Origin of the sequence: Pedobacter rhizosphaerae (assembly GCF_900111155.1) — a bacterium.
GTDB lineage: Bacteria > Bacteroidota > Bacteroidia > Sphingobacteriales > Sphingobacteriaceae > Pedobacter > Pedobacter rhizosphaerae.
Genome location: NZ_FOGG01000060.1, coordinates 1 through 16,965, shown reverse-complemented (window position 1 = coordinate 16,965; position 16,965 = coordinate 1). Strand labels below are relative to the sequence as shown.

The window sequence follows — 16,965 nt, the reverse complement described above, 5'->3', positions numbered from 1 at the left end:
AAGCTATAGGTGTTATCCACAATATCCTTTCCACCCCTGTGGTTATCGCTTTTGACCTGCACTACACGGCCATCCAGGTCATAGTAGTTAACCGTAAGCAGCATGGCTCCATCGCCGAGGTTCTTTACCTTGCTTCCGGTAAGCAGCCCTTTCACCCGCCCCGCACTTGCCTGACTAGCCGACGGAGGACCGAAAGTATTCTGTGGGAAATCGTAGTCGTCGTAATAATTTTGTGCATAATAATCGGCTACGCCATTTTGCGGGAAGGCATTGTTGCTATAACTGGTACTGGTATTGCTGGCATCGCGTTCTTCGTAAGCGGCTGCACTATTGGCCTGCCCTTGAAAATACTCCCTGAAATTGGTATGGGCTTCGGTATGTAATGCATCTACGTAACGGCCCGTTAATACTACACGGCCAAAGGCATCGTATTTGGTAAAGTTCCAGTGCTGTGGGCTTTTCTCCCGCTGAACGGCATCCTGATTCATCACTACCTGATCCAGCTGGTTGTAAATTAAATATTCCCAGCCTTTGCCCGGAACTTTTTTCTCGGTTACCCTTTTGCGGCCATCGTAATGGTAGCCATAAATAAAGTCATTAAAGGCAGGTAAGTTCTCATCAAAACTATTGATTTCGGTTCCCCGGTCACTGTTTTCATTTACAGCCGGTGGGAGCACATAACGCAAATTTCCTAAATCGTCGTAAACATAGTAAGTGCTCAGGCTTTTGGCATTGGTTTCCCAAACCCTTTTCAGCACTACCCGGCCTTCAAAATCCTTAAACTCTTCGGTGGTACCGGCCTTGAGATCTGTTTCCCTCCAGTTCTCATCTTTTAATATGGTTTTATAAAGCTTGCCTGCAGAATAAGTTGTAGCTGATGCGGTATTGCCGCTCACTGTCCAGAGTTTTACTTCATTGGCAACATTGGTTCCGTAAACGGTTTTCACCGTATGGTCATCGCCCGTTGTTGCAGGTTGCCAGTCTAAGCCAGGGAAACCCTGTCTCTGCACCCGGTTCAATGGGCTAGGTTCAAATACCGTTACACTGAAAGGCTTTTCGGTCTTGTTAACCGCCGCATCCCAGCCTGTAACGGGGCTATAGAAATCGGCCTGTTTCACCAGCGCAATTGCCCGGTAACTTCCGTTGGCACTCTCATTCTCGGCATAAGGCAGGTATTTAACCGCCTCCCGTCCGAAGGCATCATAGGTCACAGGCTGCACAATATCCTTAAAACCCGGACTTGCCTGCACCTGTACAGTTTGCAGGGGGCGACCAAGGCCATCAAAGTATTGGATTGTTTGGTTCACCTCACAGGTACTCAGCGCCTGGTTCATATTAAGCTCGGTTATCCCTGGCCTTTTAAATACTTTGGTGCTGATATAATTTTGGTTGGTACTCGCAGCAGCCGAAAATGGATTGCAAACCTGGTAGCTCTTCCCAGTGAACACCCGAAGGTTACTCCCAGCAGGGGCATAGAAACCATCCTTGAGCGTTACGCTTATCTGATCACTGATCTGGCTCTCCCCATTATAGGAAGATACCTCTTTTTGCGCTTCAGCACGACCAAAGAAGAGCAGGAACGCTGATCCGGCCAGTATGTATTTCAATTTTTTCATGAGGCGTTAATGCTTATAATTATAATCTGTATGTTTTAAAATATTGCCGTTCTGGTCTTTGATGTTCTTCAGTCTTTGAAAGGCATCATACTCGTAGGTGGTTGTCATGCCCTTGGCATCGGTCATGCTCGTCATACCGACCATAGGCTTGTAGGTATAAGAGGTGATTTGAGCATTTTTGAGCAATGGAGAATTTCGCAGTTGGTCTACCAAGGCTTTCACTTCTGCATCGGCAGGGTTGGTTAATGCAATACTATCAATAGAGCCCCCCAATACAGTTTCAATAGTAGCATATTCTGCATTAATAATTTCAGCGATAGGGTATTGATTATGGTAACTCCAAATGTAATTTGTTTTTGGCCCTTCGGTATTACGTAGACTAAGCAGGTTTCCATATGAGTCATAATTAATAAAATTAATCCTATCTTCCATAACCTGATTGGTAGTGGATAATCTGCTCATTTTCGACTGCTTTACCAAGCCTCCAAAATTCACATAACTATTTATCTCTTTTGAAATAAGTTGGTTATTAACATAAGCAGACTTTTCTAAAACCACATCATTTGATAACTGGTTTCGCAACTGATCTGCTCCGTAACTTCCATCCGTATAATCAACAGGGTATTTGACTATTTCAATATTCACTAATCCACTGCTATTAATCTGCTCCGTTTTACTGTTAAGCAGGTTAAAAACGTTTTGTTCATAAGAGGCTTTTTCCGTCAAAACAGTCCCATCAGAATATGTCTTCGTTTCAGTACTATCAAGATGTGACCAACCAGTAACAACATTATAAACATCCCATTTAAAATCGCCTAATGACTGGTTATTAGATGGATACATATGATATATCGCTGCTTTAAGTCCAAAACCGTAGGTACTTCCAGGTGGATTATACATTCCATATTTATTATTTACTTCTTTCAGTAAATTGTATTCATTATCCTTTAAGCGATAGGTCTTTTCATTCTTTAATGTACCTCTAAAGAAATCCCTGTTATCGGCTGGAGGAAAAGGAAGTTTATTAATCGTCTGATCAGAAACAGTCGCGGGAGAAATGTACACATATTCCTTTTTGCCCAAAATCCCATTTTGATCAATGTACTCTGAAATTTCAGCATACCCAACCGGACTTCCGTTAGTGGTTCCCAGCCCAGTATTCGATGTTGCTGTAATACAAAGCCAATCACAAGAAGCGCCTTGAGCATAGTTAACAACATTATACTTATAATAGGGCACACTGACAATCGTTCCGCTTGATTCATTCGGTGCATTAAACTTCGTATAAGTATAACGTTTGGTATAAGTATGATTGCTGTTTGGTTCGTAGTTATCTATCTGCTTAATCCTTAACCCTCCTACTTTAACATTGTGAGCTGTTAATGGATTAGCTTTAAAGGACTCTGGCCAGGTTAACAAAAAACTGAAATTTTGAATTTTAATCTCTGGGTCAGCAATAAAGGTGTAATCGGCGGTTATCCGGTATCTCCCTTTTTTTAAGAAAAAAGTCTTACCGTAACTCTGCTGATTGATCTGGATGCTTGAACCGTCAGGATAGAATAACCTGACATCGGGGCAACTGAATGAGGTGCCCGAACCTGGGCTGCTTGATGTACACCCAAAATTACCACTGAGCTTTGCAAAAACACCCCCGGTTTCCAGGAAAGTCTGATCAATATCGAAAGTTTTTTCATAATAGGTTTCAATGCCCGAAGGGTCTCCGTTCAGGAAAAACTGTTTATCTGTCCATTTCAGATCAAAATCTGCAGGTAAAGAATAGGCCGTATTGTTCTCGTATACAAAATTAGTAGAACCACCGGTCGGGTAGGCAATTTTCTGAAGCACCCCAGCCTGGCTATAAACGGTATCGATATATTTATTGGCGCCAGGCACACCTACGTAAGTATTAGCACTTGAATTGTAAAAATAATCTGTTGGTGTAAAAAAGTCGTTGTTATCTGAATTATTAAAGTAGCCCCAATGGTCCTGATTGTAGGAAAGTCTATGCGGCAGCAGAATAGGATTATACGTAAATGTATAGTTACCTAGAACACCATTGCTAACAGCTACCTTATCTAAAAATAAACGTTTGCCATATTCAGCACCGTATGGTGAGCTAACGGTTGTGTAGTGATAGCTCAGGTTATAGGATTTAATTACTTCATCATTCAGATTTTTAACCACAACTTGATCAAGAACTTGGTCGCCGGGCAAGTCTTCCCTCGATGCTCCTTTAACAAAATCAACATATCCGCCAGGAAACCGAATTTTTTTTATACGTAAAGCACCAACTGTGGTTAAGGTATAACTCTCTCCTGATGAAGGCACGTCACAGCCCTGATCAAATGCGATGTATTTACTACGGCTACCAATAGAGCGTTGTGTATATGAAAATCCCTCGTAGTCAAAATAAATAGATTCTGATGTGTTTTTAACTACAATCTGAGACAAATACCAGCTGCTATCAAAGGTTTGATTTGATTTTGGTGTTGTACCGATACTGGTTTGCGCACCAGCCTTTGTGGCAGATGTATAGGCAGTTTCTTCACGGTCCAAAAAATAATACTCGTTTCCTGAAATATCAATTATTTTCCAGCCAGTTCTTCCATTTACTGTAACCCACACAATTTTGTTTTTCTTAACCGGAGCTTCCTGAATCGATCCATCATAGCCAAAAAAAAATTTCCCAACCCCTCCCGGGTAGTTGAAAAAGAAAACATCCGGCTCTGCATCTACCGCACCGGTAGACAGACGGTTTAGATAGTCTAGCGAAACTGCTTCAGACTGGCCACCAGCCATAAAAGCAGCTATTTCTTGCCGTGCATGATTGCTACTATATCCATTAGCAGATTCGTCAGGCATTCCAACCAGTTGCCTAGTGATAACACCACCCGCATTGAGGCTCCATTCCAGGCCAACCCAGGAGGCTACGCTTTCTACTTTTACACCTGACGGCTTATAACTTAACGAAATGGGGACACTCAGTCCCTTTACCTGTATCGTGTATAATGGTACTGTAACGTCTGCCTGCCCAGTGTAAAGGCTTACCTGGCTTTCTCCATATGCCCCCAGTGAAGCTGCATTAGGAGAGCTAGGAATAATCGGATTTGGATTTGGGAGTTTAGCAGGATCAACCTGTGCATAAGAATAAAACATACCCATCAGGAAGGCGAGAAGTATTAAAGGTATTTTAGATAGATTCATTTTAGAATATTATTAAGTTGTTACATTTGTTTGATATAAATTTCGAGATCCCAACTACTTATGATTTTCCGCTTTTGAAACTTTCTCCTGAATTTTATTGAGTATTTTACTTTGCTTTTCTACCAGATTTTGAAGCGCCTGCATCTGCTTTTCCTTATCAATCAGGTGAAGGGTTAACTCCTCTATCTTCTTTTGCTGCAACTTTAACATTTCACTGACCGCAACCCCCTGCTCTTCTAATGCTTTAGCTGTGGGCATTCCAGGCAAATGCTTATTGGCTTTAATGAATTTCTCTGTGTCTGCTAAAGAAAGAACTTTGTACTCGTCGTTAAATACATAATCTGGCCAATGGTTAGTTTCTACTTTCAGCTCTCTGGCCCTGATATTTCCGTTTACTGAAAGCTTTTCACGCGGAAAAAGCGTACCAATTCCCACCTGCCCGTTCAAATCAATGACCATGGCTGTTTGGTAAGCTAACGCTTCGTAACTACTGGCACCTGGAGCATACTGAAATTGAAGTCCGGCAGCACCATTGTCTATATTGGTCATTAATCTTACACCGTAAGAACTAGTATTGGAATTGTGGTTCACCATTTCTAAGGCCACGTTACCATTTCCTATTTGCCCCAGTTGTACCCTTTCAAAATTGTACACACCAGGTATTAAAAGTTGCTTACCACTAATAGACTGGTTAAATTCTCCCAATTGAAGAAGTGATGTAGGATTAGTCGTTCCAATCCCTACATTCCCATTATACTGCCAGGTCATAGCATGCTGATCGGGAATATTGTTAGTATTCGAGCCTCCATTAATATAAAGGTCCAATTTAGAGCCCCAGTATTGCGGCCCTCCATGGCCTATTCTAAATTCTGCCGATTCGTTGTAACTCGCATTAAGAGTTCCAATACGCGACAACTTCAGGAGCCCTACCGGATCTCCAACAACCCAATTGGGCCTACTGTCGATATCCGTATGAACGGTGAGAGGGGCAGTGGGTTTGAGCGTTCCCACCCCCACCATTCCGGTAGATTCTAATTTATTTTGGGCATAAAGCAAGCTACTGCATGCCAGGGCAGCGAGTGTTAATAAAGACTTGAAATACATGATTATGAATTATGGTTTGGTTTTACTTTTTTTGATCTTCGAGCACCTCTACCCTTTTAATCAGGGCATCTATTGTTTTATCTTTTTCGATAAGGTAAAGCGTCAGTTCTTCTATTTTCTGTTGCTGCAACCTGAGCATTTCGCTCACGCTAATCCCATTGACCGATGCTTCCTGGGCGGAAGGCATGTCGGGTAAATGCTTATTTTCCTGAATATATTTGGCAACTTCGGCTAAGGAAGGAATTTTATAGTCTGGTGCAAAAACATAATCTGGCCAATTGACACTTTCCACTTTTACTTCTCTGGCACGAATGTTTCCATTTACAGCCAGCTTATCGTTTGGATTTAAAATGCCAATACCTACGTTTCCATTAGCGAGCACCGCTAGCTTAGCTGTCTGATTAGTCACAATAGTAAATGGATGATTAGTATACGTACCAACAATGCCACCAGCCGGGGCACCATAAAATCCTGCTTCATGTGACCAAATTCCACTGATCACACTATTGGTGGAGACTAACGTTTTCGAAGAACCATTTCCACGAATTTCTAATACTTTATCCCAACCCTCGTGATTTTCTGGTGCATCAGTTCCAATACCTACAGCATTGTTAAACTCTGTCAATACCTTAGACCAGGCTTGGCTCGGATTATTTGCAGTCTTTCGAAAATACAACTGCTGATCCCAGAAACCACCTGAGAACTGCATCGCAAAATTATTAACCGAATTGCTGTGCCTAACATCCAACAAATGCCACCAGCTACTTGCCCCAGCTGGGTAATTGACTGGAAGATTTGTTTCAAAAAAGCCTGAAGTTGCACCAGCATCTCCTTGCAATCCAGCATCATTCCGGGTTAGAGTCTGGGTAAATGCCATAAAAGGCAGTAATGAAAAGAGTGTGATTAATTTAGAGGTTTTCATGAGCGTTTTATTTGATTTTGTTTTGAATTTCGTTAATGATTTTTCCCTGTTCAGATAAAGCATCTTTGAGGATTTGTAATTCCGATTGCTGGGTGCTGAGCTGTTTGTCCTTGTCAATGAGATGAAGCGTTAGCTCCTCAATTTTTTGTAAGAGCTTCTTGTTCATTTCTCCTAAAGCGATACCATTGGTTTCGGCTTCCTGTGCAGAGGGCATATCGGGCAAATGTCCATTGTCTTTAATAAACCGTTGTACCTCAGCTAAAGATTGCAATGGATAATCTATACTAAAAACATAATCAGGCCAATTGGCCGTTTCCACTTTTACTTCCTTTGACCGGATGTTGCCATTTACCGATAATTTCTCTTTTGGAGCGGATGTACCGATCCCCACATTTCCATAGATATCAATCCTCATCTTCTCCTCGTTGGCATTGGTATTAAAAGAGATGCCACCACCAGTAATACTTCCTCCACGGTAGAAATTAATGGAACTGTTGATGACCCCATAAAAACTATGTTCAAGGGCGAAACTCTTTCGATCGTAATTATTCGTTGTATTATAACCCCTCACACCTAAAAATGTACCATCCCCTGTCGCATCACCCTCTTCTAAGCGGCCAAGCACACAACTCAACTGAAGGTCATTACAATAGTTAGCCACATCAAGAAAAGCTCGCGGAGATGGCGTACCCAATCCGATCTTTCCCGCCTGAGTAAGGACCATATTGGGTAAATTGCCTCTACCTTTAGAAAGAAAACCCAGCGAATTAGAATTTCCTTCCAATTGAATAGCATATTGCTGTTCTCCTAAATCTCCAACTTTCAATCCACTAGAAGCATAGTTTTGCGCAAAGGTAATCGCGTTACGGGCACCGGAACCAAAGGTCCAGCCATCATTCTGGTCTTGTAACCTACCTGTCAGAACTAGCGATGTGCGCCCATAATCACTGCTATTATTGGTTAAAAATAAGGTGGTACTTCCATCAAAACCACCATCACCCATAATCTGAAAATTTCCGGCCGGAGTTAAGGTATTAATCCCAGTTCTGCCACTGGTGGGAAAAGTATTTTGTGCCAGCAAAGATTGGCTGGCAAAGAGAGAGACGATAATAATAGATCTAATTTTCATTGTTATTTTTGCTTACTTTTTTTCTTATCCTTTTTACTGAAAATGGATTTGAGCCAACGGCTCAGTTTACTCTCCTTTTGAGGCGAAACAGCCACTTTTTGAGGAACAATTTTCCCATCTCTATATTTAACTACCTGAACACTATCTTTCCCGGAATATTTTTTCAATCTTCCGTTAATTACCCCCTGAGTGTATTTTCCTTCTTCTGAAAGTCGGCCATTAGCATCATATTTTTTAAACCGCCCGCTCGCTATACCAGCAGCATAGGTTACCGTACTTTGTAAAACACCATTTTCCTGCCAGTTCTTCCACAAGCCGGTTTTCAATCCCCTATCATAAACTCCCTGCTCTTTAAGGTTCTTATTCAGATAATAATCACTATAGCCACCATGCAGTAATTTTCCGCTAAATCCGCCCTGCGTAACCCTGATCTGGTTACTGCTATACCATGCATATTTTTTATCCAGATCTATTTCTGCTATGGAGTACGCTGAAGGAATCACCTGAAACACCACCTTATGATCATCATAGTTGATAGTATGGTTGTACAAGCTAGCATCGAAATACTTTTTTTGTGTGTTTTGCGCATGGGCAAAAAGAACAAGGCCAAGCACTTGCAGTAGAATAATATTTAAAGCCTTCATACTATTTAAGAGATAGATATTTTGTCGAATTCTGGTACAATACCTTAACCGAATCACCTGCATTTTTAAGCAGTTTAAGTCCATGGGCACTTTCACCTTGTGTTAACATGGATTCTTTTCCATTGATATTGATAATGACAATTCTTTTCTTCGTAGTTGGATTGAAGATCTGTCCTACATATAATATGCCAGTCCAGTTTACCTGAGGTTTGGCCATGGCAGGCACCATATAATTAGGAGTCGGAGTAACATCAACAGCCTTCGCTACTGGAATTTCAGGCACTGCCGGTTCATCAGCAAAGGGATCTGCGTAATCAAATTGTAGTACAAACCGGTCATGAGCATGATCAACTTCTTTAAAGTACACCGGTTTGGTAGATTTAACTAAGGGCGCTAGGCTTTCCTCTTCATTAATGCCAGCATAAACCCGATAAAAAATAATCCCCCAAACCGCAAGCACACAAAAAATCAAAAGATAGGTAACCTTCTTATTTTTCATTTTATTGAATTACAAAGCCTCTAAAATCACTGTATGCGCCAACATTTCCAGCTTTATCAATTGCCCTAACCCGCCAAAGCAGTGTTTGGCCAGCATCGCCGCCAGTAAATATATGCTCGGTTGTGGTTAGTTTTTGAGGGTAAGCATTATTGAATAAAGTAACAGAGTCACTTTGATAAACATAAACCTCAAACCGGTCGGCATCTGCAGGTTTATTCCACAGCAATTTTACCGGTTTGGCAACAGTTTGCTTATTGGCGGGAGAACTAAGTACTACCTTTTCTGGCCCTGTAACATCATAAGTAAAATTTCTTACCGAGCTCCATTTAGAGTTCTCTGTTGCATTCTCGGCGCGCACCCTGAATTGATATTTCCCTTCCTTGCTAAGCGTTTGGAGAAAGCTAAGGTTATTCGTGGTGGTATTAATGAGTAAATTTTGTTCGTCGGCAAAATTATTTTGATCTACCTGCAAACGATACTGTGTTGAACCAAATAATCCCAGCCAACTGTATTTAATATCTGCAGTAGTGGTATATACATCAGCGTTCGGACTAACCAATTGAACACTCTGGTCTTTCAAAGAAGAGGGGTACACCGTAAATTTCCTTGAGGTAAAAGCGGTACTGCTACTGCCATTTTCTGCCCTCACCCGCCACTCATACTTCCCGGGGTCTAAAGTGTAAACAAACTTATTCTGGCTAACGACCGTATCAATAATAAACTTACTGATACTATCAAACTTAGGCGATACAATTTGAAGCCTGTAGCCTAAAGCATCCTCCTGTTTTTCCCACCAAAAGGTTTGCTGGTAGTTGCTCGTTTCCAAGTGATTGCCGGGAGCAACCAACACCATAGTCCTATCTGTTAATGAAGGCTCAATAAATTCCGAGCAACCAAAAAAGAAAAGACAAACAGAGACAATGGAGAGCGCAATTTTATTCATACACGAAGGTAAAACTTATTCGGAATTATTGTAAAATTTCAATTGTTTTTTTTTCCTTTTTTGGATACCTGGTAAACGAACATTAAATATTTTATACCGTTATAAAGCCACCAGGCCAATCATCCTTATCAATTTTAACGCATGATACTTCAAACCCTTTTGGATGTTCTTTAAAGCCGGGTAAAAGTGATGCCCTCTCCTGAGCCTCTTTAGCTTTAAGTTCAGTACTGTAGGCCCCTATTAATTTAACATCCTCATCTCCGTCGAGATGAGGATCTGAGTGAGTATGCCATAATAAATAAATGAATTCCATAGTTGATATGTGATTAAAAATCGGTTAATTACTATTCATTTTCAGCAGCCATGTATTTTTCCCGGGCATATATTTATTTTTAATCATTGCTTCAGGAATTAGTCAATATAATTTATTTTTAGCACAAGCGGGACGCTGTGCGCTAGAATATACTTGCACCAGAAAGGGATAGATTTCAAAAGAATTTTTCTACTTTATTTTTGGAATGTAATAACTTTTAAGTGAACCCCTTACAAAAACTAAATTCCATTCAAGGGGTTCGCTATATTTCAAATCAGAAACTTTATCCTTATAATTATTAAATTTACCCAGATCTAATTTATAAAACCGTTTGGGTTGCAATTTGTAAAAACTCTTTATCGAGTTCCCTGTTAGATATACATTATGCCTCTGAATATTTAACATACCTTTAATTCCTATCATTCGTAGATCAGGAGTTGAATTAACTATGGTAATAAAGGTAGTATCTCCAGCCCCTCCAATATGAACTACGACATCCTTCTCCCCACCCCTTTACTTTTTAACTGTCCCACAAAGCTATTAATATAGGTATTTAGCTTCTCATTCATAATTACAACACCTGGTACTTCATCCGAAGATTGTTTACAAGCGAGACAAAGCGCAACTATTAATATTAAATAGACTTTCATTAAAATATTTTTTTGAATTATAGCGAATGTATTCTTTAACCATTGGAACATATATCCTCGACACTACCCAAGGAAAAGATTTAACTAGAAATTCTAAGCCATTTTGGTTCATATATATTATTTACATTATCACCTAAAATTCCCTCAGGTTTAAGAGTTATTTAAGGATCTTTAAGTCACGTTTAAAATATTCAAAGTAAATGATTAGATATCGGAATGCTCAATCGAAAATCAAACTGTCATCAACAGACAATCCGTTTTCATCCTCGTAGTAAAAGTACTTTCCAATCATAATATTACCCGGAGAAAATAACTGTAATTTAACTTCAATAAGGAAACGATTAGATTCAGCTTTAAAAAATTTAAAGGAAATATAATCATCAACTAGCCTTGTCTCATCAATCTGAAAATCGATCTCCTCTCTTAAAAAGCGATTATTCACATCAGCTATACAATCCTTAAAAGAATTTCTTGCCTTCTGATACAAATTATCTATAAAATCTTGTTCTACTTTGATCATTTCCTGGTATGCCTTATATTTCTAACTGTTATAAAGAATAAACGCTCCTTATCACTCTAAATATCAATAATTTTATATTAACTTCAATAGCACTGAACAACTAAGATGATTACCTTTTGGAGAAATTTATCTTTTTCGCATAAGCTTTTTTTATTCCGATTAGGACAACTCCATTGGCACCCTTAACACCATAAATTGCAGTGGCTTTAGATCCATTTAACACTTCAATTTTTTCAATCCAATCGGGTGATAGCTCATTCATCTTCTCTGCGTCAATAGTACAGCTTTTACGACCCGAATAAAGTAAATATAAAGGCTTTTGATTTATCGATACCGTCGAAATCCCACCTACCATGATTCTGCGTTTAACAATGAGTTTAATAACCATATCAGATTTTACAGATGTTTCCAGGCTGGCGTAATCTCCTAAATCAAAAATAAACCTGGCTAACTTATCTCCATCGGAGACCTGAAATTCAAAACCACCATCGCTACCTGTAATTGCCAGAACATTCTCATACCCCTTTTTCCTGATTTTTACATTGGGGAGTGGCCTATTGCTTAAACTATCCACTACCTTTCCGGAGATGATATGATTTAAGAGTGGTGATTCAACGGATTGAAGTAGGGAGTCAACAGGATTCGAACGCATTCCGGCAGGTTGGTCTGTGTGCACTACAACAGGTTTTAAATGCTGCGCCTCAACCGGACTAACTGCAACTACCCCCAAGGCCAACGGCAATAACCAGTGCCAATTTGGTTTTGAAGCGGGCAAAACAAGTTCGCGATTAAGCTGACTGCCAAGAACCCGGCCACAAACATTATCTTTTTTATTCTTGAAGAACTGGATAAGTTCCTCATCCGATCTGTCTGTAAGATCTATAATATTTTTCTTACAACGTTCACAATAATGCCTGCCATCTGATTCCTCAATGTTGCTCCATTGCTCGGTACACGGGCTGGTTAATACTAATTGTAGATTTTTCACATTTTCCTGTTTTAACAAGGATGCCTTGAAATTCGATATTCCATATTAACATGAAAAAATTTGATCGGTAAAAATCATTGTCCATTCCTTAACCCTTTCTGTACCCTTGATTAACCCTTTACTAACCCTTTCTTAACCTATTCATTACCTAATCATTACCTAAAGGGTTATGAATGGGTATGTAAAAGGTATAGAAACAGTAATAACGGGGTGTGGGAAGCCTTAATCATGTATCAGTGCTAAGACAGGTATACCAGCCGCTCTGGTTGAAGCACTCTTAACTATAAGCCTCAAAAGGGCTTAGATTTTAATCTGAGTTTTTTTAAATATGCAAACATCGAATTTTGATACCTTTACACATCAACAAAAATTAATGTATAATACAATTAGCTTATTGATATTGGTTTCCAAATATGGATAGGAGTTATCTTTTAGAAATAACCGCTTACATCGGAGTTTTCGTAGTACTTTTTCTTGCATTCTTTTTGTTGACGGTAAAAACAAAACACAGACTTACAAATTGGCTTCTTGCTTTTTTTCTTTTCTCAAACGCAGTAGATGCCTGTAAATTTTTGATGCGTGGTTTTCCTGTTAATTTCATCAACCTAGAGGCTTTTCGCTGGAGTATTGTCTATTTGGCTCCAGCATTATTTTATCTCTATGTATTGTCCATTTGTTTTTCCAATTTTCGATTAAAACCGAAACATTTATTGCACGCTATTCCCTTTGTTGCTTTCAACTTGTATCTAATGTGGGAGATATACCTTGAAGATAGAGTTATGAAATTAAATTTCATAAACACCATGAATCAAGCACCTACTATGCAATTTTTTTATTTTCTTTTCGAATTTCTATTTCAAGTTTATTTTATTGCTTCATTTCTGGTTATAAAAAAGTCTAGAACTGTTTATCTCGAGAATTATACAACCCCAAACGTTTCTGTACTTAATGCACTTTACAAAATAACGGTTCTATATTATGCCTTGCATTTTATAGTACTTCTAAGATGGCTGATTACTTTTATCTTTGGTTTGGGAGAAATCAGACAATGGATTGTTATCCTGGATGGTTTTGCATTTTTATTTTGTACTTGCTGGTATTTATTTGTTGCATTAAACAAACCTTATTTTTTTAGAGGTGTCGATGCTCAATTAAAACCGATTATAGATGTTGTGCCGAGACAAAAATCCGCACTTGAAATCAATAATGAAAAAAATAAACAAATTGAATCTTTAAAAGAGTTTATGGTTGTCAAAGAACCCTATCTGGATTCTTCACTAACCATTCAGGATTTGGCAAAACAATTAAAAATGCCCATTAAAGATTTATCGGCATTGATTAATTTATATATCAACAAACATTTTTTCGATTTCATTAATGAATATCGAATTGAAAAAGCCAAAGAAATTCTAAAAGATCCATTGCAAAAAGAACTCACTATTCTGGAAATTCTCTATCAAGTTGGTTTCAATTCAAAATCATCTTTTAACACTTCCTTTAAAAAACATACAGGAAAAACGCCAACAGATTTTAGAAACAGTCCTAATTAACTTATTTTTTTCACTAAATGAGTTCGACTTTTTTTAGTCGGTCGCGTACTACGACCATCCTGAGCATATTTGCTTCAAATTATAAAATCGATATCCCTTATGAGAAATTTCCTGTTTGCATTTTTTATGCTTTTATCAATTAGTGCTTTTAATCAAAAAAAAATAAGCTCAGAAGTCGAATTAAAACAAACCATACCCACCAAAACTAGAAATTCGATAGAACAAAAAACCACCTACATCAATGAAATTGATTCCTTAATGAAAAAATCCTTTGAAAGAGGTTTATTCAATGGAAATGTACTCGTTGCTAAAAACAACAAAGTCATTTACCAAAAATCATTTGGTTTTACGGATGAAACGAAACAAACTGCTTTAAATAAAAAGTCGATATTCAACATAGGCTCTATTGCTAAGGAATTTAATGCTGTTGCCATAATGATTTTAGTTGAACGAGGTCTTTTAAATCTAGACGACAAAATATCTAAATTTAAATTGGGATTACCGAAATGGTCGGAAAAAGTTAGCATAAGACACCTTCTTAATTATGCCAGTGGTATTCCTCGAATAGAATCAGGGCTAACTATAGTAAATGATGAGGGTGCTTGGAATATTTTGAAAAGCAACGATAATCTACTCTTTGAACCAGGAACTGGTTACAGGTATGATAATGGAAATGTTTTTTTGCAAAGAAGAATAATTGAAAAGGTAACAGGAATATCCTATGAGGAATTTGTCCTTAAAAACATAGTTAAACCATTGAAATTGACAAATTCGGTATTTGATCCAAAATTCGGATATAAAAATCGAACCTCTTGTTATGATATGGATAATGTCAGATGTCCGGAATTGAAATTTATTAGCGGCTGGCTTTGGGTGGATATAAGTGATCTGTATAAATGGATTGAAGCTCTGAATTCCAATCGTTTAATATCCAAAGAATCCCTTCAAACGCTATTGAGAAACCTATATGCAATTGACGAAGGTGGCTCACTTGGGAGATACCTTGAAAAAGATGAACTACAAAGACACAATGGAATATCATATAAATTTGAATCCATTTTTTTAAACGATTTTAAAAATAATGTTACCATAATTCTATTGTCCAATAATCTAAATAGAGTTTGGGATTTAGGATACTCTATTCATAATTTAATGCTAGGAAAAGAGTACGAAATTCCTAAAAAATCTATTTATGAAGCTATCAGAAAAGAAGCACTTACCGACTTGAATAAAGCGATATCAACCTATAATTTGCTTAAAAAAAATTATAAAGAAGAATACAGTTTTGCCAACCCAAGCGAGCTAAATAAATTAGGATATGAATTATTACGAGCCGGCAAAAATAGCGAGTCAATAGTAATATTTAAATTGGCAATAAAAGAGTTTCCAAATAATGCCAATCTATTCGATAGTTTAGGAGAAGCCTATTATACAGATAAACAATACGACTTAGCATTAGACAGCTATAACCAAGCAATAAGTCTTGGTGAAACTAGTGGAAACTCGATAAAAATGGTAGAAAAATTAAGAAAACTATAGGTAAATAATTATTATTTAATTCTTAATAGACGCTCCTATTCATAGCAATTGTAGCTAAAATTAGCTATAAATGGGAGCGATTAGGAGAGTTAAAAATAGGAAACCTTACTAAATACTTTTCAAGCACTGATACTTGAAGGAGGTTCACATCTTGCGGGTCTCCGATGTAAAATCGGGAGCCAGCACTAAACGAAAAGAGGCCGTCTCATAAGTCAATTATGAGGCGGTTTTTTATTTGAATTGCTTTAGGTAATCTATCAGTAAAGGAGTACTGTGTCAGCCTGCTTGCGTTCTTTTTGGTGCTTTAAGAGCGTTTGGCGAAGTAAAAAGCCCTTTTCCTCAGGCTTTCCACTTTCTGAGGTTATGGGCGATGGACAATAAGCCTATTTCGACCTCGGTTTTAGACAGTCCTTTCAGCAGAAAGCGCCTGAAGCCATGATTGTGCTTCAGTTGGGCAAACACCGGTTCTACATCAGCGGGTCGTCGTTTCCGATATTTGATTCCCTGTTCGGTATTTAATCTTTCCTTTGCTGCCTGCTTGTGTTTTCTCAGACCGTGATTGATCTCAACAATCCTGTTGCCCGCTGCTTTATGACATACGCCCCGCATCGGGCAACCCTCACAGTTCGGTGCCTGGTAACGACTGATCAGCTGTACAAAGCCCGATGTGGTGACCCGCTGACCATCACCGATATGTTTCATTCGCTGACCCATTGGGCACACCAGGTAGTTCTCTGCCTGGTTATAATGCAGGCTATCGTTACTGAACGCCTTGAGGCCATCCTTTTGTTCCTTGTCGAACGTATTGTATTTGATATAGGCTTCAATACCTTTTTCTTCCAGTACGCCATAGTTCTCATCCGAGCCATAACCTGCATCAGCGAGGGCACTGAAAAAGTAGGCTTAAAATGGTCTATAAAAAGATTAGCGGATGGGTAGGTCATAAGATCTCCATCCGCTTTTTGTTTTTGAGTGTTTTTATATTTTTACTGATTCCAATTTATTAAGATCTCTCCCCGATTTATAGCGTTTTAGGACCCTTTTCAAGATGTTTTTTTTTGCAAAAGTGATCCCGCTTTAGAATTTTAGTATTCTTTTTAGATTTACCACGAATATCGCTATTGCACCTTGCATTTTCATGCTTTCAAGGCCATAGGAGTTTGCCCTGTCATATCCATGAACATTTTTCAATTCACTATTTTTCGCCTCAATTTTATATCTGTGTTTTGATTTCTCCCTAAAGTACTCGCTTTGTTGGAATATTTCCTGTTCTTTTTGCTCATCTGGTTTTATTGCGACCGAATACGTCCTGCTTTTGGCTTCCGGTTTGTAGCAGCCATCTCT

General features: G+C 38.7%; 16 protein-coding genes. 2 read left to right on the top strand and 14 right to left on the bottom strand.

Annotated elements, in window-relative coordinates:
• The 12 genes from BMX11_RS23475 to BMX11_RS23415 form a co-directional block, all read right to left on the bottom strand.
• Window positions 1-1,616 (bottom strand): DUF6443 domain-containing protein (locus BMX11_RS23475; protein ID WP_245738753.1); only part of this gene is annotated, 1,616 nt, incomplete at its 3' end.
• 6 nt (window positions 1,617-1,622) lie between these two features.
• Entirely contained in the window at window positions 1,623-4,820 is a 3,198-nt protein-coding gene (locus BMX11_RS23470; protein WP_139180259.1) for an RHS repeat domain-containing protein, read from the bottom strand.
• A 54-nt stretch (window positions 4,821-4,874) separates the two neighbouring features.
• Window positions 4,875-5,924: a hypothetical protein gene (locus tag BMX11_RS23465; RefSeq protein WP_090889863.1), complete on the bottom strand. Its 1,050-nt coding sequence runs from the start codon at window positions 5,922-5,924 to the stop codon at window positions 4,875-4,877.
• A gap of 22 nt (window positions 5,925-5,946) precedes the next feature.
• Complete coding sequence (locus BMX11_RS23460) at window positions 5,947-6,846, bottom strand: hypothetical protein (RefSeq protein WP_245738752.1); 900 nt, start codon at window positions 6,844-6,846, stop codon at window positions 5,947-5,949.
• A 7-nt stretch (window positions 6,847-6,853) separates the two neighbouring features.
• Window positions 6,854-7,975: a hypothetical protein gene (locus tag BMX11_RS23455; RefSeq protein WP_139180258.1), complete on the bottom strand. Its 1,122-nt coding sequence runs from the start codon at window positions 7,973-7,975 to the stop codon at window positions 6,854-6,856.
• Between the two features lie 2 nt (window positions 7,976-7,977).
• Window positions 7,978-8,619: a toxin-antitoxin system YwqK family antitoxin gene (locus BMX11_RS23450; protein ID WP_090889855.1), complete on the bottom strand. Its 642-nt coding sequence runs from the start codon at window positions 8,617-8,619 to the stop codon at window positions 7,978-7,980.
• A 1-nt stretch (window position 8,620) separates the two neighbouring features.
• The gene (locus tag BMX11_RS23445) at window positions 8,621-9,118 is read right to left on the bottom strand and encodes a hypothetical protein (RefSeq protein ID WP_090889852.1); all 498 of its coding nucleotides are present in this window, start codon (window positions 9,116-9,118) and stop codon (window positions 8,621-8,623) included.
• Between the two features lies 1 nt (window position 9,119).
• Entirely contained in the window at window positions 9,120-10,061 is a 942-nt protein-coding gene (locus BMX11_RS23440) for a phage tail protein (RefSeq protein ID WP_139180257.1), read from the bottom strand.
• 91 nt (window positions 10,062-10,152) lie between these two features.
• Complete coding sequence (locus BMX11_RS23435) at window positions 10,153-10,374, bottom strand: DUF7336 domain-containing protein (protein WP_090889846.1); 222 nt, start codon at window positions 10,372-10,374, stop codon at window positions 10,153-10,155.
• A gap of 488 nt (window positions 10,375-10,862) precedes the next feature.
• On the bottom strand, window positions 10,863-11,024 hold the full coding sequence (locus BMX11_RS24470; RefSeq protein WP_175474659.1) for a hypothetical protein: 162 nt from the start codon (window positions 11,022-11,024) through the stop codon (window positions 10,863-10,865).
• 220 nt (window positions 11,025-11,244) lie between these two features.
• Window positions 11,245-11,544 (bottom strand): hypothetical protein, encoded by a 300-nt coding sequence (locus tag BMX11_RS23420; protein ID WP_090889836.1) that lies wholly within the window; start codon window positions 11,542-11,544, stop codon window positions 11,245-11,247.
• Between the two features lie 109 nt (window positions 11,545-11,653).
• Complete coding sequence (locus BMX11_RS23415) at window positions 11,654-12,532, bottom strand: hypothetical protein (protein ID WP_139180256.1); 879 nt, start codon at window positions 12,530-12,532, stop codon at window positions 11,654-11,656.
• Window positions 12,533-12,945: 413 nt separating this feature from the next.
• On the opposite strand from BMX11_RS23415, the gene BMX11_RS23410 reads away from it, so the two are divergent.
• Window positions 12,946-14,082, top strand: coding sequence for a helix-turn-helix domain-containing protein (locus BMX11_RS23410; RefSeq protein WP_090889830.1), 1,137 nt, complete (start codon window positions 12,946-12,948; stop codon window positions 14,080-14,082).
• A gap of 99 nt (window positions 14,083-14,181) precedes the next feature.
• Window positions 14,182-15,621, top strand: coding sequence for a serine hydrolase (locus BMX11_RS23405; RefSeq protein WP_090889827.1), 1,440 nt, complete (start codon window positions 14,182-14,184; stop codon window positions 15,619-15,621).
• Window positions 15,622-15,960: 339 nt separating this feature from the next.
• Here BMX11_RS23405 and BMX11_RS23400 read toward each other — a convergent pair whose 3' ends face one another.
• Window positions 15,961-16,449 (bottom strand): transposase, encoded by a 489-nt coding sequence (locus tag BMX11_RS23400; protein WP_245738754.1) that lies wholly within the window; start codon window positions 16,447-16,449, stop codon window positions 15,961-15,963.
• A 249-nt stretch (window positions 16,450-16,698) separates the two neighbouring features.
• Window positions 16,699-16,965: transposase (locus BMX11_RS23390; protein WP_175474658.1), on the bottom strand; the 267-nt coding region annotated here is incomplete at its 5' end.